At 32.0% G+C, this 19,754-nt stretch carries 17 protein-coding genes; 5 read left to right on the top strand and 12 right to left on the bottom strand.

What is annotated here, in order from left to right:
- Positions 1 to 195: 195 nt before the first annotated feature.
- The 5 genes from ettA to ACZ2G2_RS12940 form a co-directional block, all read right to left on the bottom strand.
- The gene (gene ettA, locus ACZ2G2_RS12960; protein WP_090838469.1) at positions 196 to 1,887 is read right to left on the bottom strand and encodes an energy-dependent translational throttle protein EttA; all 1,692 of its coding nucleotides are present in this window, start codon (positions 1,885 to 1,887) and stop codon (positions 196 to 198) included.
- A gap of 29 nt (positions 1,888 to 1,916) precedes the next feature.
- Positions 1,917 to 2,099 (bottom strand): CAL67264 family membrane protein, encoded by a 183-nt coding sequence (locus ACZ2G2_RS12955; protein WP_028281998.1) that lies wholly within the window; start codon positions 2,097 to 2,099, stop codon positions 1,917 to 1,919.
- A gap of 97 nt (positions 2,100 to 2,196) precedes the next feature.
- The gene (locus ACZ2G2_RS12950) at positions 2,197 to 2,913 is read right to left on the bottom strand and encodes a pirin family protein (RefSeq protein ID WP_470392556.1); all 717 of its coding nucleotides are present in this window, start codon (positions 2,911 to 2,913) and stop codon (positions 2,197 to 2,199) included.
- Between the two features lie 38 nt (positions 2,914 to 2,951).
- Positions 2,952 to 3,407: a MarR family winged helix-turn-helix transcriptional regulator gene (locus tag ACZ2G2_RS12945; protein ID WP_282068004.1), complete on the bottom strand. Its 456-nt coding sequence runs from the start codon at positions 3,405 to 3,407 to the stop codon at positions 2,952 to 2,954.
- 21 nt (positions 3,408 to 3,428) lie between these two features.
- Positions 3,429 to 3,959, bottom strand: coding sequence for an NADPH-dependent FMN reductase (locus ACZ2G2_RS12940; RefSeq protein WP_470392553.1), 531 nt, complete (start codon positions 3,957 to 3,959; stop codon positions 3,429 to 3,431).
- Between the two features lie 212 nt (positions 3,960 to 4,171).
- Here ACZ2G2_RS12940 and ACZ2G2_RS12935 point away from each other — a divergent pair, with 212 nt between their 5' ends.
- From ACZ2G2_RS12935 to ACZ2G2_RS12920, 4 genes are all read left to right on the top strand, one after another.
- Positions 4,172 to 5,800, top strand: coding sequence for an acyl-CoA carboxylase subunit beta (locus tag ACZ2G2_RS12935; protein WP_470392551.1), 1,629 nt, complete (start codon positions 4,172 to 4,174; stop codon positions 5,798 to 5,800).
- Entirely contained in the window at positions 5,763 to 7,796 is a 2,034-nt protein-coding gene (locus ACZ2G2_RS12930; RefSeq protein WP_470392549.1) for a DUF3352 domain-containing protein, read from the top strand. The genes ACZ2G2_RS12935 and ACZ2G2_RS12930 overlap by 38 nt, the downstream gene beginning before the upstream one ends.
- 17 nt (positions 7,797 to 7,813) lie before the next feature.
- Positions 7,814 to 8,641 carry a hypothetical protein gene (locus tag ACZ2G2_RS12925; protein WP_470392547.1) on the top strand — a complete coding sequence of 276 codons (828 nt, stop codon included), beginning with the start codon at positions 7,814 to 7,816 and terminating at the stop codon, positions 8,639 to 8,641.
- A gap of 68 nt (positions 8,642 to 8,709) precedes the next feature.
- Complete coding sequence (locus ACZ2G2_RS12920; protein ID WP_470392545.1) at positions 8,710 to 9,534, top strand: hypothetical protein; 825 nt, start codon at positions 8,710 to 8,712, stop codon at positions 9,532 to 9,534.
- Between the two features lie 66 nt (positions 9,535 to 9,600).
- On the opposite strand, the gene ACZ2G2_RS12915 is transcribed toward ACZ2G2_RS12920, so the two are convergent.
- The 4 genes from ACZ2G2_RS12915 to ACZ2G2_RS12900 all read right to left on the bottom strand — a co-directional run bounded on the left by ACZ2G2_RS12915 (position 9,601) and on the right by ACZ2G2_RS12900 (position 16,390).
- On the bottom strand, positions 9,601 to 13,035 hold the full coding sequence (locus ACZ2G2_RS12915; protein WP_470392543.1) for a VIT domain-containing protein: 3,435 nt from the start codon (positions 13,033 to 13,035) through the stop codon (positions 9,601 to 9,603).
- Between the two features lie 91 nt (positions 13,036 to 13,126).
- Positions 13,127 to 14,185, bottom strand: coding sequence for an AMP-binding protein (locus ACZ2G2_RS12910; RefSeq protein ID WP_470392541.1), 1,059 nt, complete (start codon positions 14,183 to 14,185; stop codon positions 13,127 to 13,129).
- A 3-nt stretch (positions 14,186 to 14,188) separates the two neighbouring features.
- Complete coding sequence (locus ACZ2G2_RS12905; RefSeq protein ID WP_470392539.1) at positions 14,189 to 15,352, bottom strand: CPBP family glutamic-type intramembrane protease; 1,164 nt, start codon at positions 15,350 to 15,352, stop codon at positions 14,189 to 14,191.
- Positions 15,353 to 15,355: 3 nt separating this feature from the next.
- Positions 15,356 to 16,390: an o-succinylbenzoate synthase gene (locus tag ACZ2G2_RS12900; protein WP_470392537.1), complete on the bottom strand. Its 1,035-nt coding sequence runs from the start codon at positions 16,388 to 16,390 to the stop codon at positions 15,356 to 15,358.
- Positions 16,391 to 16,447: 57 nt separating this feature from the next.
- Here ACZ2G2_RS12900 and ACZ2G2_RS12895 point away from each other — a divergent pair, with 57 nt between their 5' ends.
- Positions 16,448 to 17,239, top strand: coding sequence for an SDR family oxidoreductase (locus ACZ2G2_RS12895; RefSeq protein ID WP_470392535.1), 792 nt, complete (start codon positions 16,448 to 16,450; stop codon positions 17,237 to 17,239).
- Between the two features lie 3 nt (positions 17,240 to 17,242).
- Here ACZ2G2_RS12895 and ACZ2G2_RS12890 read toward each other — a convergent pair whose 3' ends face one another.
- Genes ACZ2G2_RS12890 through ACZ2G2_RS12880 form a run of 3 tightly spaced genes read right to left on the bottom strand, consistent with a single transcriptional unit; the run spans position 17,243 to position 19,679 of the window.
- Positions 17,243 to 17,920: a metal-dependent hydrolase gene (locus tag ACZ2G2_RS12890; RefSeq protein ID WP_101202443.1), complete on the bottom strand. Its 678-nt coding sequence runs from the start codon at positions 17,918 to 17,920 to the stop codon at positions 17,243 to 17,245.
- A 13-nt stretch (positions 17,921 to 17,933) separates the two neighbouring features.
- On the bottom strand, positions 17,934 to 18,836 hold the full coding sequence (gene menA / locus ACZ2G2_RS12885; RefSeq protein ID WP_470392533.1) for a 1,4-dihydroxy-2-naphthoate octaprenyltransferase: 903 nt from the start codon (positions 18,834 to 18,836) through the stop codon (positions 17,934 to 17,936).
- A gap of 3 nt (positions 18,837 to 18,839) precedes the next feature.
- Positions 18,840 to 19,679 (bottom strand): 1,4-dihydroxy-2-naphthoyl-CoA synthase, encoded by an 840-nt coding sequence (locus ACZ2G2_RS12880; RefSeq protein ID WP_090838498.1) that lies wholly within the window; start codon positions 19,677 to 19,679, stop codon positions 18,840 to 18,842.
- Positions 19,680 to 19,754 lie beyond the last annotated feature (75 nt).

Below are 19,754 nucleotides of genomic sequence, written 5' to 3'. Positions count from 1 at the left end.
CACAAAAAATAAAAATGAGGAAAAACCAAATTGCGCTTGATGAAGAAAACAAAAAAATAGAAGCGTTATTGAATAAACAAAATAACAGTAATGATTACAACGATTTTACGGACGGTCATTTATATCAATAAAAATAAGACATAAAAAAAAGCAGACTAATTAGTCTGCTTTTTTTATGCTTAAAAATCAATAAACTTATCTTACTAATTTTTTATACTTAATACGTTTTGGCATTAAATCTCCACCTAAACGACTCTTCTTATTTTCTTCATACTCACTAAATCCACCTTCAAAGAAATACACTTGAGAATCTCCTTCAAATGCTAAGATATGAGTACACACTCTATCTAAAAACCATCTGTCGTGAGAAATCACTACTGCACATCCTGCAAAGCTTTCTAAACCTTCTTCCAATGCACGTAATGTATTTACATCTAAATCATTGGTAGGCTCATCTAAAAGTAATACGTTACCTTCTTCCTTAAGTGTCATTGCTAAGTGTAAACGGTTACGCTCTCCACCAGACAATAGTTTTACCTTTTTGTTTTGCTCTCCTCCTGAGAAATTAAAACGACTTAAATAGGCTCTAGAATTTACTTCTTTTCCACCCATCATAACCAACTCTTGCTCATCACTAAAGTTTTGCCAAATTGTTTTTTCAGGATCTATATTTGAGTGTGCTTGATCGACATAAGAGACCTTTGCAGTTTCTCCTGTTTTAAACTCACCTTTATCAGGAGTTTCTTCTCCCATAATCATTCTAAAAATAGTGGTCTTACCTGCTCCGTTAGGACCAATAATACCAACTATACCTGCTTGAGGTAAACTAAAGTTTAGATCTTCGTATAATAATTTATCATCAAACGCTTTACTTACACCAACTGCTTCAATAACATTGGTTCCTAAACGTGGTCCATTAGGAATGTAAATCTCAAGTTTTTCGTCCAGTTGTTTCTGATCTTGACTCATTAACTTGTCATAGTTTTTCAAACGTGCTTTTTGCTTTGTTTGACGCCCTTTAGCGCCTTGCTTAACCCATTCTAACTCACGCTCTAAAGTCTTTTGACGCTTAGACGCTGTTTTACTTTCTTGAGCCATACGCTTAGATTTTTGATCTAACCAAGATGAGTAGTTCCCTTTCCATGGGATACCTTCTCCTCTATCTAGTTCTAAAATCCATCCTGCTACGTTATCTAAAAAGTATCTATCGTGCGTTACAGCAATTACTGTTCCTTTATATTGTGCTAAGTGATGCTCTAACCAATGTACAGATTCTGCATCCAAGTGGTTGGTTGGCTCATCAAGTAATAATACATCTGGCTCTTGAAGTAATAAACGACATAAAGCAACACGACGTCTTTCACCTCCAGATAATACACCAATCTTTTTATCACCATCCGGAGTACGTAACGCATCCATAGCAATTTCTAATTTGGTATCTAACTCCCAAGCGTTAGAAGCATCAATTTGATCTTGAAGCTCAGCTTGACGATTCATTAGTTTTTCCATCTTATCTGCATCAGAGTATACTTCCTCTAAACCAAACTGATCGTTAATTTTATTGTATTCATCTAAAATAGCAACGGTTTCTGCTGCACCTTCACGTACAATTTCCATTACTGTTTTGTCATTATCCAATTCTGGTTCTTGTTCTAAGTAACCAACAGAATATCCTGGAGAAAAAACTACGTCTCCTTGATAATTTTTATCAACTCCAGCAATAATTTTAAGTAAAGTAGATTTACCAGAACCGTTAAGACCTAAGATTCCAATTTTTGCTCCGTAAAAGAAACTTAAATATATATTTTTAAGTACAGGTGTTTGTGCACTTTGAAATGTCTTGGTCAAACCAGACATTGAGAAAATTACTTTTTTATCGTCAGACATTTATTGTAATGTTTTAATTATTAATTTGATTATACTCTTCCCTTAAGTGCGTTAAACACCCAAGCCACAGCAAAAAAACCGACACCAACAGCTGCAAAACCCCAACCTGCTACATCATCGTATCTAAAGGCGCCTAATGCGATTAATGCTAATCCTACTATTATCATTATTGTGGTAGCCCAAGCTAACACAGTATTTTTATTCATTGCCATAATCTATTTTTAGTAAAATGTGAATTACAAATATCGTTTATTTCAACAAAAAAAGCACCCTATTTAGGATGCTTTTTTGATATCGCTTAATTTGAAGCTATGACATTGGTACTTCTATAAAAAGTAATTGCGTATTTGTATTTGTTTTTATTTCAAAATTATCTGTCTCAGTAACTCCTATAGCATCTCTAGTTTGTAATACATTATCATCTATAGTTACACCTCCAGACATAACCATAACGTAGGTTCCGTGGTTATCACTTTTTGCATGATACTTAAAGCTTTGATTGGCTTCTAAATCTATTCTGGACAACTTAGCGTCTTGATGAATTTTTAAACCATCCTCTTCATTATCTATAGATGTTACTAAGGTTTGTAACTTACCTTGCCTATCTTCTGCGTTAAAAAAGCGTTGATCGTAACGTGGTGCTACATTTTGCTTATTGGGTATCACCCAAATTTGAAATAAGCTTAAATACTCATCCGTTTTAGCATTCATCTCAGAATGTAACAAGCCTGTCCCTGCACTCATGACTTGTACTTCTCCTGCTTCTATGGTTTGCCATGCATTACCCATAGAGTCTTTGTGCTTAAGTGTACCTTTTAAAGGGATAGTAATAATCTCCATATTATCATGAGGATGTGTACTAAATCCCATACTAGGTGCTATGACATCGTCGTTTAATACACGTAACGCTCCAAATTGCATTTTATTTGGGTCATAAAACTGAGCAAAACTAAAACTATGATTTGCTTGTAACCAACCATGATTTGCAAAACCACGATCTGATGCTTGGTGTATAACTGTTTTCATTTTGTTTTAATATTTATTTTAGTAATCAATACCGTAATTTATGCGTCGTTATTGTCACGCATTTTATCTAATAAATCACTTAGCTGACCCGCTTCCTCGTTAGATAACGAATCCAATAAATGATGTAATGGATTATTAGGCATGATTTCGTTTAAAAGATCTAATCCATCTTTTGTTATTTCAATTAAAACAACTCTGCGATCTCCAGGAAAAGGAATCCGTTTAATTAGTTTTTTATCACATAACTTATCTGTCAAACGTGTTAGATTTGGTGCGCGCTCTACCATTCTTTCTTTTATGGTTTGCACTTTTATAGGTTGTTTTGCGCCACGCAATATTCTTAAAATATTATACTGTTGTGGCGACACCCCAAAAGGTTTAAAAAAATCGTTTTGATGACTTGTAATGTAATTTGCTGTATACAGAATATTAAGCATTGCCTTTATCCTGTTATTATCGAATTTTGAATTTATCTCTTCTGCGAAATTAGCCATGATCATTGGTGTTATTAGCTGTTATAAACTGTCAGAAAATTTAGCAATTTCATGCACTAATACCTTATTAAGATCAGTATCAATAACACTTCCTTCCTTAAAATTATCATTAAACGATGGGAAGTTATAAGTGGCAACAATGTTAGCATTATGTCTTGGAAATCTATCTTTTGCCATGTCAAACACTGACTGTCCTGCTCTTGCACCCGGAGACGTACTCATTAACAACATTGGTTTATCCTGAAACACTTTTACGTCTATCCTAGACATCCAATCTAATAAATTTTTAAAAGCTGCGGTATACGCTCCATTATGCTCTGCTAAGGATATAATAATTCCGTCAGTTGCTTTAAGCTTATCAAAAAATAATTGTGCCTTTTCAGGAAAACCAGAAGCTTGCTCTAAGTCTACTCCATAAACAGGTACTTCAAAGTCGTTAAGATCTAAAACCGTTACTGTTGTATTTGGTACTAAAGACGCTGCGTAAGTTGCTAATTGTTTATTTATTGATGTTGAGCTGTTACTTGCTCCAAATGCTATTAATTTTTTCATGTATCTAATTTTATAGATTACAAATATACAAAATAAATTAATATATATTACATGGAAACTAATTCCTTGTGTTGTATTACAGATGAAACAAAAAAAATGCTAATTATAAGCTGTAAATTATGGATTATAGCATAATACTTGTTATAATTAGAAAATAGTAGTTTCATTACACTATTATCTTTTGTATTTTTACCTCAAATAAAACAATTGCAATGGACATAAACTTCAATAAAAACGAAGATCACAATAAGCTATTACTTTCTGACCTTAAGTCTAAATTAGTTAAAGTTAAACTAGGTGGCGGAGAAAAACGCATAGAAAAATTACATGCAAAAGGGAAAATGACTGCCCGAGAACGTGTAAATTATCTATTAGATAGTAAAAAGAAAAGTATAGAGATCGGCGCTTTTGCTGGAGAAAACATGTACCAAGAACATGGCGGTTGCCCTTCTGGAGGTGTGGTTGTAAAAGTGGGCTACATAAAGGGTAAACAATGTATAGTTGTTGCCAATGATGCAACTGTTAAAGCAGGCGCTTGGTTTCCTATTACAGGAAAGAAAAACTTACGTGCTCAAGAGATTGCAATCGAAAACAAATTACCTATTATTTATTTAGTAGATTCTGCTGGTGTATACTTACCTATGCAGGACGAAATATTTCCTGATAAAGAACACTTTGGTCGTATTTTTAGAAACAATGCAATTATGAGTAGTATGGGAATTACACAAATTTCAGCTATCATGGGAAGTTGTGTTGCTGGTGGTGCTTACTTACCTATTATGAGTGACGAAGCTATTATTGTAGATAAAACTGCAAGTATTTTTCTGGCAGGTAGCTATTTAGTTAAAGCTGCTATTGGAGAATCTATAGACAACGAAACATTAGGTGGAGCAACAACACATTGCGAAATTAGTGGTGTAACAGATTATAAAGCTACAGATGATAAAGATGCTTTAGAAAAAATTAAACGTATTATTGATAAAATTGGTGATTATGACAAAGCTGGCTTTAGCCGAAATGAGTCGAAAAAACCAAAAGAAGATCCACAAGACATTTATGGTATTTTGCCTAAATCTAGAGCGGATCAGTATGATATGAAAGAGATTATTAAGCGACTTGTTGACGACTCTGAGTTTGATGAATACAAAGCCGATTATGGTAAATCTATAATAACTGCTTACGCTAGAATAGATGGTTGGGCTGTCGGTATCATAGCAAACCAACGTACCTTAGTTAAAAATGCAAAAGGAGAAATGCAATTTGGTGGTGTTATCTATAATGATAGTGCCGATAAATCTACCCGTTTTATTGCTAATTGTAATCAGAAAAAAATCCCTTTAGTCTTTTTACAAGATGTTACTGGATTTATGGTTGGTAGTAAAAGCGAACATTCTGGAATTATAAAAGATGGTGCCAAAATGGTAAACGCTGTTAGTAATAGCGTGGTGCCAAAGTTTACTATTATTTTAGGTAATAGTTATGGAGCTGGTAATTATGCAATGTGCGGAAAAGCGTATGATCCTAGATTAATTGCTGCTTGGCCAAGTGCAGAGCTTGCTGTAATGAGTGGAAATAGCGCTGCTAAAGTATTATTACAGATTGAAACAGCATCACTTAAAAAGAAAGGTGAAACAATTACTAAAGAAAAAGAAGACGAACTATTTAATAAAATAAAAGCACGTTACGATGAGCAAGTCTCTCCGTACTATGCAGCTGCACGTATTTGGACTGATGCTGTAATTGATCCTTTAGATACTAGAACATGGATTAGCATGGGTATTGAAGCTGCAAACCACGCACCTATTGAGAAACAATTTAACATGGGGGTTTTACAGGTTTAGATACATGACAAAACGTGGTTTACTTTATATACTTATAACACTATTTATTAGTTATGGTTTATACCAAATTTATGTGTTTTATTTTGACAATAACAACAACATACAATCCATCTATCTAGTACCTAAAGATGCGGTTTATGTTATTGAAAGTCAAAAACCAATAGACAACTGGGATGCCATAAGCAAAAGTGATATTTGGAAACACTTAAACACCAACACCTATTTTAATAGCCTTGCTAAAAACTTAAATAAGTTAGATACTATTTTTAAGCAAAAGCAAGGCACTTTTAACCGTATTGGTAATCGTGAGATTTTAATATCTGCACATGTTTATGCGCCTAAAAAATATGGGTTTTTCTATGTTGTAGATTTACAGAAAATATCTAAACTTAATTTACTTAAAAACAATTTAAACTCATTAATAAATAGTAATTATAAGGTTAGTAAACGTAAATATCATGACCATCAAATAACAGAGGTTTACGATGTTAAAAACAGAGAAACACTTTATATTAGTTTTATAGAAAACCAAATGATTGCGTCATATACGCATACTCTAGTAGAAGCTTCTATTGATCAGTATTCTGAACCTAAAATTGGTAGAGATTTAAATTTTATTGAAGTCAAAAAGCAAGTCGGGTATAATGATATGTTTAGGCTATACTTTCAATATGACTATCTAGACCAGTTTGTTAAGGTCTTTTCTAATACTACTGGGTATACAACACAAGTTTTAAAAGAAAGTCTTGAGTATAGTGGTTTTAGTTTTGACTTGGACGATAATACCATTATTGCTAACGGAATTACAAATACAAACAATCAAGCGTCGTCCTATTTAAAAGCACTTCAAAAATCAGGAAAAGGAAAACGTACAATAAGTCGTGTTGCTCCAAAAGAAACTGCTTTATATCTTAGCTTCGGTTTTAGTAGTTTTAAAGACTTTTACAACAATTTTGAGACCATTCAAAAAGAAAACCCAGAACAATTTAAAAGCTATTTGGACGGTACAGAACAGATTGAAAACTTTTTAAAAATAAACATTAAAAAACACTTCATAAGTTGGGTTGATGATGAGATTGCTTTACTACAACTCCATTCCAACGTTTCAGATTCTAAAAAAGATGTTGCCTTAGTTATAAAAACAAATAACATTGATGACGCCAAAGAAAACCTAGACTTTATTCTAGAACAAATTAGAAAACGATCTCCTGTTAAATTCAAGGCGGTTGACTACAAAGGCTATACTATTAATTTTATGTCCATAAAGGGCTTCTTTAAAATTCTTTTAGGTGATTTGTTTTCAGATATAGAAAAGCCATACTACACCATTATAGATAATTATGTTGTTTTTAGTAATGAGCCTAACACCTTAAAGAGTATCATCAATGGGTATACTAACAAACAAACATTAAGTAATTTTGAAGCTTTTAATAATTTTGACGACCGCTTTGATAAACGCTCTAGCGTCTTCGCTTACATCAATACACCTAGCTTATACAACAACGCTTATCAATTTGTAGATAATGCCACTAAACAACAGTTAAGTGTAAATAAAGACTATGTGATATGTTTTCCATTAATAGGAATACAACTAACACCAGAACAACGTTATTTTGAAAGTAAAATAGTAATAGACTATCAAGCACCTGATCAAGTAAAAAGTAGTTATACTTTTATAGATGCCACTATACCAAACAAACCAAATAGTAATACATCTTCATTAATTAATAAAGATACTATTGATCAGACTACTGTATTTAATATTCCTGAAATATATCCAACAGATCTAACTGCTGATCAATTTTCTAAAAAATACGCTAACGGAAACACCAAATTTAGTGTTGAATTAAAAGATGGTTTAAAACATGGACGTTATAAATCCTACTATTCCAACGGAGTTCTTAAAATTTCTGGTAAATACAGAAAAGACAAACAAGTTAGTACTTGGCGTGTTTATGATTTAAATGAAGATTTAATTTTTAAGAAACGTTTTTAATTTAATAAATTTAAAACATGAAAGCAATTAACAAAAATAACCTATTATTAGCTATAATTCTTACATCAAATTTTTGCATTTGTCAAACAAACAGTTTTGCTTTTAATCTGAGAGAAAAAGTTACTATAACTACTAATCATGAAAATACAAATAGCACTAAAAAAGATTCAACGTATATAAAAGTGTATCCTGAAAAATTAGACTTTATTTATCAATTTGATTATTTATTAAATCAATCTTTAACTAGTAATTATATAAATGCAACTTTTTCTAGAAAAAACAGCATCATTCAACAATTTTCAAAACCTATAAAAATTTATATTGACCCCAATCTAAAAAAGAACTTAAAAGAAGAATTTGTAGCTTTTATAAAAGACATACCAGAAATTAAAAACTTATCAATATCATTTGTTAACACACTTGATGACAGTAATTACTATATTAAAATAGCTGATAAAAATTTTCAAGGAATATCTCAAAAAATATTAAAAAACTACCCTGAAGAAGAAAGAAAAAATTTGATTTTCGAGAAAATATCAAGAATAAACTTTAATGATAACAACCATAATAGTTACGCTTGTTTACTAACATTAAGTCCGTCTATATTTGAAGACGATAATATGATGACGAAATTAAAAAAGGCGTTTTTTATAACCATAAGTAATTTTAGTGTCCTAACTTACGGTGCCCCAAATGGTTCTGTTTTGGATTTTAAAACAAAAACTATAGACCGATTGAATGAGGATGACATATTGTTACTTAAAATGCACTATTTTCATATCTATGATTTTAAAGTTGACTATAAAGTATTCAAAGAAATTCAAAAACTAAAATCTAAAAATTAATGAAAACTATTTTTCAGAGCCTACTTATAATTTTTTGTTTTAATTTTAGTTATGGACAAAAAAAAGGATTGCAAACAATTACTAAAAGGTATATTCCTTTAAGTGAATATCAAATACAAAACAAAGCCCCCTTAACTAAACAAGACTCTTTAAACTTAATAATAAAAGATGGTGTTTTTTTAATTTTATTAAAAGAAGATAGTGTCTTGAATAAAAAAGGGACTAGCGTAGCATATACATACAAAGACTCTACCTTTTTAGCTAAATATACTAAAATCGGATTTAATCATAAGAACCATATTTACAATGATTCTACAACGTCAAAATATTGGAAACAACCCATAAAATTATTTTTTGATAAAAACATACCAAACAAAACAAAGAAACAGTTTATCCATTTTGCTGAAAATATTATCAATCAAGTAGACTCCTTAAAATTAGATATTGTTAAAAAAGTAGAAGATTCAAATTATGTTATTTATTATTCTAATGGTTATGAATATGAAAGTAAAATGTCCAACAATACATACTCTGATTTATATATCCACTGGAAAAATGCCAATAGTCAAATTTACAAAGGGGCCATTAAAATAAGAGAGGATAAATTATTTAATGAAACCTTAAGGTTACAAAAAATTAAATCATTATTTATTCAGTCTTTGGGTTATTTTACATTTGACGATCAAATAGATTGTGAAAATTTTTTTTCAGGTTGTTATCAAGACAATATTAATCTGTCGGCATTTGATATAGAAATTATAAAATATCATTATGATTATGGCATATGTAAAGGTACTTATTTAAGCACTTTTGAAGAGCAACATAATAAAGCTAAAAAACTCCTAAATAAAAATCCAAAAAACAGAATGAGTTTCTTTCATCTAACTGAATAAAACAAAATAAAAAAGGAACGCTTTTAGCGCTCCTTTTTTATTTTAAATACCAGTAACAATTAAAACTTAAAATTGTATTGTTCCGATTTCCAATAGATCTTTCTCAGCATCTAATCTAAAAACTCTAACCTCTTTCGTTTCTTCTTTACTTCCGTATTTCTTGAATATTGTAATTTTTAAAGTGGTTGGTCCCGAAATTTTCTGAACGTCGTCAGCAAAATAATCTAATTCAATTTCGTATGTTCCTTTTAGTCCTTTTTTAATCATAAACTCTTCCGGTCCATAACCTTCAGTCATATCTTCTGACAAATGATCTCCAAAATCTGATATGGTCTTTTTATAACTTATCGATACTTCTTCAGGTGTTTCTACCCATAAATCTAAATCAGTATCGTTATGATTCCAATCTGCAACAACACGCAGGTCTAATTTAATTGGCTGTATTCGTTTTTTCTGTACTTCAGTTAATTGTATCTGACCTTTATATTTTTGTATCAAATGACCAGCCTCGATAAATGCTAAGTGTTCTATTCCATAAAAGCGTTCATCTAAATCCTTTTCAACTAATTGTCCGTCTATTAATGTATATAATAAGTCAAAAGCCTTTTGATACTGTCCAACGTGTTCAAAAGCTAAAGCTAAATCTCTTGTAGATTGTGGCTCTTCTGGTCTCAACTTTAAAATTTCTTTATAAACATGCAGTGCCAGTTGATCTTGTTTAAAATACTCTAACTTATAAGCCAGAGCACGCATTACTTCATGATTATCCAAATCTATTTCAACTAAATTAGACAACACTTTAATTGCTAATTTTGTTTCTTGTTTAGAATCAAAAAAATCTGCGACATCCATAAAAAAAGATGGTGTATTGCGGTATTTTCCTCTCAGCTTTAAATACGTTTTATAAGCATCTTCAATGCTAGTTTGCGCCATTAACAATTTTATATAATCATTCTCTGCTGACCAAGGTTTAAAATTAATGTCTTCCCTAATTTTATTATCTAATTCTTCTATTTCCTCTGGTCTATTTTTTAGACCAGCTTTGGTTCTTATTATTATAACTTCATTACTAGCCCTACTTCCAAATAAGGCGGATGTTGAAGCATCTTTAAGCACCGTAAGACTATCAATAGAATCCGTATCTATTTTTTTAAATTCAGTATCAGAAACTATTACTCCATCAATTACATACAACGGTGTATTGTTACCAATAGTACTTTGTCCTCTTATAATTATTTGAGGACTACCTCCTGGCTTCACTGAATCGTCTTCTATATTAACTCCAACAACTCTACCGCTTAATGTTTGTACTGCGTCCGTAACAGATTCTGATTTAACAACTTGAACTGAACTTGTCACACTTTTCCTTGTTATAGAAGCGTAAGCAGTAACAACCACTTCATCTAAATTATTATCCGGTTCTAAAGTACTATTAACAGTAGTATTACTACCAACAACAAACATTTTACTTACATACCCCACATAGCTAATAGCAATACTATCTCCAACGTCGGCATTAATGCTAAAATTTCCATCAAAATCTGTTGTTGCACCTCTAGACGTTCCTGTGACAATTATTGAAGCACTTGGCAATGGTAGTCCGTTTTCGTCAGTTATAACTCCTGATATTATCCTACTATTGGAGTCTAATTCTGTTTCCTGTAACACACTTCTAACAGGCATAACTTCAGGTTCTGGAATACTTGGCAGGTTAACTGTAGTACTTTCTGTTGTCACCGTTGCTGTATTTAAAGATTTTGGTTTTTTAATCTTAGTTACGATCGGATACTTAGTGCTATACCAATCCATTAAATCTTGATAATCTTTAATAAGATCTTCTTTTCTGTCTTGTATTTCTTCTTGTCTTTCAGCTTCAGCTTGACTATTATTAGCTATAAGTGCTTTATATTCTGTTTTTAGTTCCAATGGTGGCTCAATCTTATACCTGACATAATCTTCTATTCTATCTAAAATTATTAGCGACGTATATTCAGATATCAAATGATGCTTTTTTGCTAGTTTAATAATGTCATCTTTATTATTTTCTTTATCTATATTCAATGCTTGCAATTTCTTTTTTGCCCATAAGCGCTTTACTAATCCATTAAAACTAGATTTAATTAAGTTTACTTTTAAATGCTCTGTAACTTGACCATTATAACCAAAATTTAATTTTACTTCTGTATTAGAATCAAATTTTCCTGATACTGAAAAATCACTATTCACAGTTGTATTTGGTAGCGGATACACTTCAGAAACCGCCTTGTTTTTATCAGTACCTAAAAACTTAAATGATTCCGTTTTAAGGGCATGTAAAGCAGCATCAGGTTTGTTGAAATTTAGATTAATATATTTTCCGTTATTTTGATTTGCTATGTGCTCTAAAAACTGATGGTTGGCAGATTTAACAGTGTTTATGGTGTACAAACGACCGTTAAACTTATTTTGCAACTCTCCTAAATTAAACATACCATCACTAAAAAATAAAACCTCCTCTTTTACCGTGTTTTTAATATCCAAATAAGATGTACCTCCATCATACACTACGGACTGAATTTCTTTTTTTAATAAGTCCCAATTTCCGTTAGTAATACTAAAATATTTTGGTGTTTGAGTTACATTACTAAACACAACTAAATTGACGTTAACCGTCTTTAAATATTTAAAATAGTCTTCTAAAAGCTTAATTTCGGTTTCTAAATCTCTAAACTTCATAGAATAAGACGCATCCCAATACAATGTAATATTTCTAGGTTTTTCTTTAATCCTACTTTTCGGCTTAAATGATTTATAAACATTAAAATATGCGTTATAAGTGGATACACTCTCTGTGCTACCTATAGGAAACTCTAACAAAACAGCCGTATTTACAATAGCTTTAGTCTGCTTAGATGATGCTTTTAATACGCCATCTACTTCTTTGAATTTAAGTTTATACAGATTATCACCAATAATCCTCGGTTCTTGATTTACATTATAAACAACAACATCTAGATTAAAGTCTAAAGGATCTGAAAAATGTAATGGAATCTGATATAAGTGTTTACCATTACTAATATTCATTTCTTGCTCAAATGTGATACTTAATAATTTATAACCTTTTGCCGGTATTGGATATACTCTTGCTTTATAATTATTTCCTTTAGTAATTTCTAACAATCCAGGATCAATGGTTTGTCTGATAGTAGACTCATAAGCGACACGACCCAACTCTTTAGTAACAATTACAGCATCTCTAAGCTTACCATTTACATCCATTGCAAAATTAGTCACAGATTGACCCTGCCCCAAAGGAAAAGCCAACTGCCCCTCTAAAACACGATCTGTACCATTATAAAAGGTCATGTTATAAGTAGTTGTAGCAATATTACCTACAACTTCTGTTTTAACATCCAATTGCTTTAACGTTAATAAAGTAGAATCTTGAAGTTTTATTCTTGGTACTTCTTGCGCAAATAGTTGTATTGAGATAAAAAAGAAAAAGAGTTTGATTAGTTTCATGGTGGTTGTTTTAAAATTAAAACAAACTTATAACCAAACTAAAGATTACAAAACCAATATTGAGGGAACGCTACTTTTCAATTAGGCAAACCTACGATTTAACAAGCGCCATAGTTTTTAACCTATTTATTTTGCCTGAGGTTGTTTCCGCGAAAGCGGGAATAGAATATACAGTTTTAGGCGTTTGTATTGCTGTTAGGTCTAAAAAAACAGCAGGACTTAACATATTGTCTTCCGCTTCAATTACCATTACAATGACCTCTCCAAACGTCTCGTCTTTTTCTGAAGTTATAAAAAAACGAGGTCCAATTTTAGATTGAAGCTTCGCCTCTATCTGTTCCGGAAACAGTTTTACACCTCCAGAGTTTATAACATTGTCAATACGTCCTAACCACTCAAACGTTGTTTTAGAATGTAGTTTTACAACATCATTAGTTATAATTTGCGTTGTATTTAATTGTGGCGCATCAATAACCAAGCACTCCTTATCGTTTTGACTAATGGTTATATTTGGTAACGTTTTAAAGTAGTTTGTCGTTTTACCATTAATCTGTTTTACCGCAATATGAGTAATGGTTTCCGTCATCCCATAAGTTTCAAAAATATTAGTTTTTAAACCTTTAAACTGTTGTTTTAATTTGGGAGACACTTGAGCACCTCCTACAATTAACGTTTTTATATTGCTTAATTTTTGAATTGTCTTTTCTGCTTGCGCAGGAATCATAGCACAAAAATCATAATGCTTTTTAGTATTAAATTCCGGATTAGTTGTTGGTTGTACACAGTCTATTTCTAAACCTAAAATCATAGCACGTACCAACATCATCTTACCCGCTATATACGTTGCCGGAAGACACAATAACGCGGTATTACTAGGTTGCAACTTAAAAAAATCTCCAGTAGCAATAGCCGAATGCACCATGGCTTGTTTACTTAATGTAATTGTTTTGGGGTGTCCCGTAGACCCTGATGTCTTTACTAAAATAAAGTCATTATCATCTAACCAATCTGATAAAAAATCACCGATTTCTTTTTCAAACAAATCACCTTCTTTAATAAAACTATACGCTACTTCTTTCAAGTCTTCAAAAGAAAAACTATTCCCGTTTAACTTAAATCGGTTATGTACTTTATTAAATGTTGGTGTCATTACTTAATCTAAAAGGTTACTATTTTCCTTTAATGGTGCTTCAATGTTTCCGAATAATTTCTCTTTCCAATTGGTCCATTTATAGACTTTCGCAAAAATAAATAGCAATATAGGAAACACTACAAATACCGGTATAATTACATCTCCAAAACCTGCTCCTGGTTCTGACACGTCTTTTAAAACTGAATGTGTTTGCAATACAGTCCAGTCTGCAGTAACCAATAACGCACCAAATAAATTATTTGCAGCATGAAACCCTAAGGCTAACTCCATCCCGTCGTCCATTAACGTTAGTACTCCTAAAAATACACCTGTACCAATATAATACACCATTACACCATAACCTAGCTTACCAACTTCAGGATTAAACACGTGCATACCTCCAAAAATAACAGAGGTTATAAGTAATGGCACCCATTTTTTTCTTAAAGATGTCACTAAGTTTTTATTAAATTCAGACTCAAAAGCATTTTTCTTTTTTAAAATATCAAAGATTAAAGCACCAACTCCAATTACAGCGCCAATCGCACCAATACCTTCCCATACATCAAGATCATAAATCATGATTATATTAGAGCATATCGGAATAGACAACAGCGTAAAAATAAATCCAAAAGGAAATTGATTACTAGTTGTAACCGTACCGAAACCTTGCATTAAATACCCTCTAAAAATGTACTCTTCTAAACTTGTTTGAATTGGTATTAACAATACTGCAATAACAGCTAAAATTAAAAAACGTTCTAACTCAAAATTCCAAACATAACTCTCAGGCGTCGTTAAATAGTCGATCAATATCATTCCTGAAGATATAACACCCCAAAACAAAAAAGAAAACATAACACGTTTCCAATCTATTTTATTTCTAGCAGTCGTTACAGATAACAACGTTTGTTTATGCAAATATTTAACAGCAATAATTAACCCTATAAAACCAATAGCAAAGGATAGTAATAATAAAAACAAATTTAGATTAGGCTCTAAAATTGTCATCAATTGTTTTTCGTCCATATTATAAGCAGATCCACCATTTGCCACATATTTAAGCATAGCTGCAACTGTAAACGGAATTTGCCCTAATGATGCAAAAACAGCAATAATTAAAGACCCTACTAGGTAACGCCAAAATTCGTGTTTAAAATTAAAAGCTTGTTTTATAAAATCCATAGTCTATAATTTAAAATCCCAATTAGTATTGTTATTGTAATGTAATCGTCCTTGCTCTACTTCTAAAGGCGATGTAATATTATTAGTAAATAAACCGCCAGTACCAAGACCTTGTGGTAAATTACTTTGTTTTGTATACGTGTATTGCGCTATTGCATTTAATCCAACATTACTTTCTAGCGCGCTAGTAATCCACCAACCTATCTTTTGTTTTTGGGCTAATGCAATCCATGTATCACTACCTTTAAAACCTCCAATAAAACTAGGTTTTAAAATAATGTATTGCGGATTAATAGCGTGTAATAAGGCTTCCTTTTTAGCATCATCAAACACACCAATTAATTCTTCATCTAAAGCAATATCTAAAGGGGTTTGCTCGCAAAGTTTTGCCATTTCTGAAAACTGACCTGCTTTTATAGGTTGTTCAATAGAGTGTAAATTAAAGTCTGATAACTGTTTTAGTTTTTCTAAAGCTTCAGATGATTTAAACGCCCCATTGGCATCCACACGTAGTTCTATATCGCTTTCGCTGAAATTATGCCTGATACCCTTTAAAATATCCAACTCCGTTTGAAAATCTATGGCTCCAATTTTTAATTTTATACAACTAAATCCCGACGCTATTTTGTCTTCAATTTGTTGTTTCATAAAAGCCTGATCGCCCATCCAAATCAAACCATTAATATCAATCGAAGCGCTGCCTCTTGTAAATTCTGAAGGAAATAAAACAAAAGGGGCTTGACTCTCTAAACTTTTAAAAGCCATTTCAAGTCCTATTTGAATACTCGGGAATTCTCTATTCTTGGCATACAAATACGCTAACCCTTTTTCTATTTCTTGACATGTGTTGTGCAATTGCATTTCGTAATCAGGTCTATCATCTGCACTTAAACCTCTTAAAATACCACATTCTCCAATACCACGTTTACCGTCATGTTCTATAATAATAAACCAAGTTTCCTTAGTTTTTAAAACACCTCGAGAGGTACCACTTGGTCTTTTAAATTCTAAAATGTGTTTCTTGTAGCTTGCTTTCATAAGGAAATCAAAAATACTTAAATAATTTTGTAATTTCACCTAAAAATATAGGATTACATGACGTTTAAAAATAAAGTAGTTTGGATTACTGGCGCCTCTAGCGGAATAGGAAAAGGGTTAGTTCTAGCCTTAGCTAAGTTAGAGTGTCAATTAATAATTTCTTCAAGAAACAGTAGCACTTTAAATCAACTTAAGCAATTGTGTCCTAATCCAGATAATATTGCAGTCCTACCGTTTGATTTATTGGATTACAACCATATGAAACCAGTTGTAGCCCAAGCTATAAAACAGTATGGAAAAATAGACTTGTTAATTAATAACGGAGGTATTAGCCAACGCGCCTTGATTATTGATACGGATATAAGTGTAGATAAAAAACTAATGGAAGTGGATTATTTAGGGACTGTTGCTTTAAGCAAAGCGTTACTACCTCATTTTATTAAAAATCAATCTGGACATTACGCTGTAGTAACTAGTTTGATGGGTAAATTCAGTTCGCCTTACCGTTCTGGATATTGCGGTGCAAAACATGCTTTACACGGTTTTTTTGATGCACTACGTATGGAACACCAAAAAGACAATGTAAACGTAACACTAATCTGTCCCGGATTTGTAAATACTAATATTGCAAAAAATGCATTGATTGGCGATGGTAGTTTACAAAACAGCCAAGATGACGCCACAGAAAACGGATTACCTATTCCTGAGTTTTGTGACCGCATGATACATGCTATTCAAAAAGAAAAATTTGAAGCTTATATTGGAAAAAAGGAGATTTTAGGCGTGTATTTAAAACGCTTTTTTCCAAAGCTATTACATCGTTTTGTAATGAAAAGTCAAGTTAGATAATAATTACAACTCTAAACTTTCTCCTATTTCTAAAAGCATTAAGTCTTTGTCTTTTTCAAAAAACTTACGCTTAGCTGCTTCATGATCAATTTCTATATAACCAAACGTATCAAAATGATATCCTAAAATTTTATCGCACTCTACAAAACTACTAGCAATAATAGCATCATTAATACCCATTGTAAAATTGTCTCCAATAGGTAAAATAGCTAAATCCAATTTGGTTTGCATTGGGATCAACTTCATATCAAATGTTAGTGCTGTATCTCCTGCTATATAAATATTTTTATGTTCGCCTTCAAGAACAAAACCTCCAGGTTGACCACCATAACTACCATCAGGAAAAGAAGAGGTGTGTATTGCATTGACATATTTTAAACTTCCAAAGTCAAAATCCCAGGTCCCACCATGATTCATTGGATGACCTTCAAAACCTAAATTCTGAAAGTGTGTTACAATTTCAAAATTAGAAACAATGACTGCATCCGTACGTTTTGCGATTGCTTCCACATCTAATATATGATCTTGATGTGCATGCGTCAACAAGATGTAATCTGCTTTAATGGTATTAATATCAATATGAGCAGCTTTAGGGTTTCCTGAAATAAATGGATCTACTAAAATATGTGTATCCTCTATTTGAAGACCTAAGCAGGCGTGACCGTAAAAAGTAATTTTCATGGTAATGTATTTATTACAGTAAATGTCCGATACCTAATAGTAAACTTAACAATACTGTGGTTAATGCTAACTTTTTTAATTCTGGATCAAAATCTTTAGGGTTAGTAACCGATCTGACCTTTTTTAAATGTAATCCTAAAGGAATATACGCTACAAAGTAAATCAGATTTAAAGGTGATTTATAGTAAATTACACCAAATAAAACTGATAATACAATAGCTGTAATTATTAAAAAATAATGATATTTTTTAGACTTTTCAGCCCCTAATTTTACAGCCAATGTTATTTTGTTTGCTGTTACGTCAGATACAATATCTCTCATGTTATTTAGGTTAAGTACCGCTGTACTTAATAATCCTATTGCAACTGCAGGTAAAACAACAATAAAGTCTATCTGTTTAGCAAATAAAACATAACACCCTAAAACACTTACTAAACCAAAAAAAACAAAGACAAAAATATCGCCCTTACCTTTATAGCCATACGCATTGTTTCCTACGGTATATTTTATAGCTGCATAAATAGAGATTCCTGCTAGCACAAAAAATAATAGTGCTAACCACAAATATTCAGCTTTAAAAGACACATAAAGTAAAATTAGAGTAAGCACTACGCTAATAATTACGTTTAATCTAATAGCTTTATACATGTCCTGATGTGTAATAGCGCCAGATTGTAAAGCACGAACAGGTCCAATGCGTTGGTCGTTATCCGTCCCTTTTACACCGTCTCCATAATCGTTAGCTAAATTTGATAGTATTTGATAACTAAGCGTTGTTAATATAGCAAACACTAGTATTACACTATCAAAAACACCATTATATTTTGCTAAACAGGCGGCGACAATAATTCCAGAAATAGATAGTGGCAATGTACGTAAGCGCATTGCCGACAACCACTTGGTAAGGTTCTTCATATATTATGGAATCCATTGTTTTGGAAAATTAGGCTTACGCTTTTCTAAAAACGCATCCCTACCCTCTTTAGCTTCGTCTGTCATATAAGCCAATCGTGTCGCTTCTCCAGCAAATACTTGCTGCCCAACCATACCATCGTCTGTTAAATTCATGGCAAATTTTAACATCTTAATAGACGTTGGCGATTTCTCTAAAATTTCTTGTGCCCATTGGTATGCAGTAGCTTCTAACTCGTCATGAGGTATCACAGCATTTACCATTCCCATGTCATAAGCTTCTTGCGCAGAGTAATTTCTTCCTAAGAAAAATATTTCTCTAGCTCTTTTTTGACCTACCATTTTTGCTAAATAAGCAGATCCATAACCACCATCAAAACTAGTAACATCGGCATCCGTTTGTTTAAAAATAGCATGTTCTTTACTTGCTAAAGTTAAATCGCAAACAACATGTAAACTATGTCCTCCACCAACTGCCCAACCAGGAACAACTGCTATAACTGCTTTAGGCATAAATCTAATTAAACGTTGTACCTCAAGTATATTTAATCTATGGTAACCATCTTCCCCTACGTAACCTTGATGGCCTCTTGCCTTCTGATCTCCACCAGAGCAAAAACTATACACGCCATCCTTAGTAGATGGTCCTTCTGCTGATAATAACACAACACCTATTGAGGTATCTTCTCCTGCGTCATAAAAAGCATCATACAATTCCTTTGTAGTTTTTGGTCTAAAGGCGTTTCTAACATTTGGTCTATTAAAAGCAATACGTGCAACACCGTTACATTTACTGTAGGTAATGTCTTCGTAATCTTTGGCTTTCTTCCAATTTATATTATCCATAAAATATCTTTAATTTTTCAAGTCATAAAAATACGTAATAAATCTTTTTTAAGAAGCGATATTAATGGTTAACTA

It is taken from the genome of Olleya sp. KKT75 (assembly GCF_055635485.1).
Note: the sequence above shows the minus strand (reverse complement) of the source record. Positions and strands in the feature narration are given on the sequence as shown.

What these genes read in the sequence shown, in the direction of transcription:
- ACZ2G2_RS12895 (WP_470392535.1), top strand. Translation starts at nt 16,448, where the DNA reads ATGACGTTTAAAAATAAAGTAGTTTGGATTACTGGCGCCTCTAGCGGA.
- ACZ2G2_RS12880 (WP_090838498.1), bottom strand. Translation starts at nt 19,679, where the DNA reads ATGGATAATATAAATTGGAAGAAAGCCAAAGATTACGAAGACATTACC.
- ACZ2G2_RS12890 (WP_101202443.1), bottom strand. Translation starts at nt 17,920, where the DNA reads ATGAAAATTACTTTTTACGGTCACGCCTGCTTAGGTCTTCAAATAGAG.
- ACZ2G2_RS12905 (WP_470392539.1), bottom strand. Translation starts at nt 15,352, where the DNA reads ATGGATTTTATAAAACAAGCTTTTAATTTTAAACACGAATTTTGGCGT.
- ACZ2G2_RS12940 (WP_470392553.1), bottom strand. Translation starts at nt 3,959, where the DNA reads ATGAAAAAATTAATAGCATTTGGAGCAAGTAACAGCTCAACATCAATA.
- ACZ2G2_RS12915 (WP_470392543.1), bottom strand. Translation starts at nt 13,035, where the DNA reads ATGAAACTAATCAAACTCTTTTTCTTTTTTATCTCAATACAACTATTT.
- ACZ2G2_RS12900 (WP_470392537.1), bottom strand. Translation starts at nt 16,390, where the DNA reads ATGAAAGCAAGCTACAAGAAACACATTTTAGAATTTAAAAGACCAAGT.
- ettA (WP_090838469.1), bottom strand. Translation starts at nt 1,887, where the DNA reads ATGTCTGACGATAAAAAAGTAATTTTCTCAATGTCTGGTTTGACCAAG.
- ACZ2G2_RS12935 (WP_470392551.1), top strand. Translation starts at nt 4,172, where the DNA reads ATGGACATAAACTTCAATAAAAACGAAGATCACAATAAGCTATTACTT.
- ACZ2G2_RS12950 (WP_470392556.1), bottom strand. Translation starts at nt 2,913, where the DNA reads ATGAAAACAGTTATACACCAAGCATCAGATCGTGGTTTTGCAAATCAT.
- ACZ2G2_RS12955 (WP_028281998.1), bottom strand. Translation starts at nt 2,099, where the DNA reads ATGGCAATGAATAAAAATACTGTGTTAGCTTGGGCTACCACAATAATG.
- menA (WP_470392533.1), bottom strand. Translation starts at nt 18,836, where the DNA reads ATGAAGAACCTTACCAAGTGGTTGTCGGCAATGCGCTTACGTACATTG.
- ACZ2G2_RS12910 (WP_470392541.1), bottom strand. Translation starts at nt 14,185, where the DNA reads ATGACACCAACATTTAATAAAGTACATAACCGATTTAAGTTAAACGGG.
- ACZ2G2_RS12925 (WP_470392547.1), top strand. Translation starts at nt 7,814, where the DNA reads ATGAAAGCAATTAACAAAAATAACCTATTATTAGCTATAATTCTTACA.
- ACZ2G2_RS12945 (WP_282068004.1), bottom strand. Translation starts at nt 3,407, where the DNA reads ATGGCTAATTTCGCAGAAGAGATAAATTCAAAATTCGATAATAACAGG.